The organism is Phocaeicola sp. RTP21198st1_B8_RTP21198_201120 (assembly GCF_040929485.1).
GTDB lineage: Bacteria > Bacteroidota > Bacteroidia > Bacteroidales > Bacteroidaceae > Phocaeicola > Phocaeicola dorei.
Genome location: NZ_JBCOCI010000184.1, coordinates 1 through 1,448, shown reverse-complemented (window position 1 = coordinate 1,448; position 1,448 = coordinate 1). Strand labels below are relative to the sequence as shown.

Genomic DNA, 1,448 nt, shown 5'->3' with positions numbered 1-1,448 from the left:
TCCGACTTCAATACCTTCTGTCAGATTACCACTAGCCAGTCGAATACCTTGTTTAGTTATCACCTTGACAATTGCCATCCCTTTATTCTCCAGTTCTCTTTTTCCTGTTTTTCCAACCAGTTTCACCATGACTTTGTTACCATTACGTTCTGCTGTAAAATGTTGTAAACTATAATCACCTTTTTGGTATGACCAGCCGTCTCCAGCATCCCAATACATACTTCCGGAAGCCTTGCCTTGCTCATCCAAACAGACCAAAAGCATCAAAGGATCCAGTGAATTTTCAGTGGTATTCTGTATTATCTTGCCGGTAGGAATGATAGAACCACCACGAATCTTTAATTTTGCCTGATATTTACCATCCTTATCCCCGTCTACTAGTGACAAATCCTCCCATATTCCTTTAGGAAGCGCCGTTTTTTTAGCAAATGAAGGGATTACCAACAGGTCATCACCAACCAGAAATGCTTTTTCTTCCGCTCTTAACGAAAGATCTTTTGGATCAGCAAAGAATATCGGACGCATGATAGGCATACCTGTTGTGGAAGCCTCATGCAAAAGAGTATAATAATAAGGTAGCAAAATATATCTGCGTTCCAAAGCAATACGGGAAACCTCTTCTATTTCTTTTCCAAAAGCCCAAGGCTCTTTATTGTTGGTTCCGGCACAAGCATGACCGCGAGAAAAAGGGTAAAAAGCTCCCAGTGCAATCCAATTCCCAAACAAATCGGCATCTGCATGGAACAAGAAGCCACCAATGTCAGCGCCACTCATAGGTTGTCCCGACAGTCCCAATGTTAACGACATAGGTACAGACATCTCCATATGCTCGCGACTGGAACCATTGTCACCTGTCCATGTTGCGGCATAACGCTGCCCTCCCAAAAAATTAGAACGAGTCAGAATAAAAGGACGTTTCTTAGGTTGCGCGGCTAACATTCCTTCTCTTGATGACTTAACCATTAAGAACCCGTAAACATTATGATATTGCAAATGAGTTCCGGCAGGAATTCCATTTCCACCTCTATGCAAATTATCTTCCGGCATCGTTCCGGTAGGTGTATTACTCACTTGCGGTTCGTTCACATCGTTCCAAACCCCATCTACGCCTTGCGCCATAAAGTCTTTATAAAGTCCGCCCCACCACTGGCAAACTTTAGGATCTGTGAAATCCGGCCATGCCACTTTCCCCGGCCATGCATCACCGTTATATTCTTTTCCATCTACAGTTTTTACCCAAACATCATTTGCTGTTCCCGAATCATAGACAGAATAACCTGTTTTAGCTTTAGCTCCCGGATCAATCATCCATACCGAATGGAACCCACGCAGATGCAAGTCTCGATTTACAGCTTTTGGATCAGGAAAACCTTGCGGGTTAAATGTGAATATACGATAACCATCCATATAATCAATGTCCATCCAAATTGCATCACACGGAATACGCT

At 43.0% G+C, this 1,448-nt stretch carries 1 protein-coding gene; it reads right to left on the bottom strand.

Annotation, left to right across the window (positions count from 1 at the left end; translation table 11 throughout):
- The coding region (locus AB5935_RS24230) for a TIM-barrel domain-containing protein (protein WP_368327679.1) at positions 1-1,448 on the bottom strand (1,448 nt) is incomplete at both ends.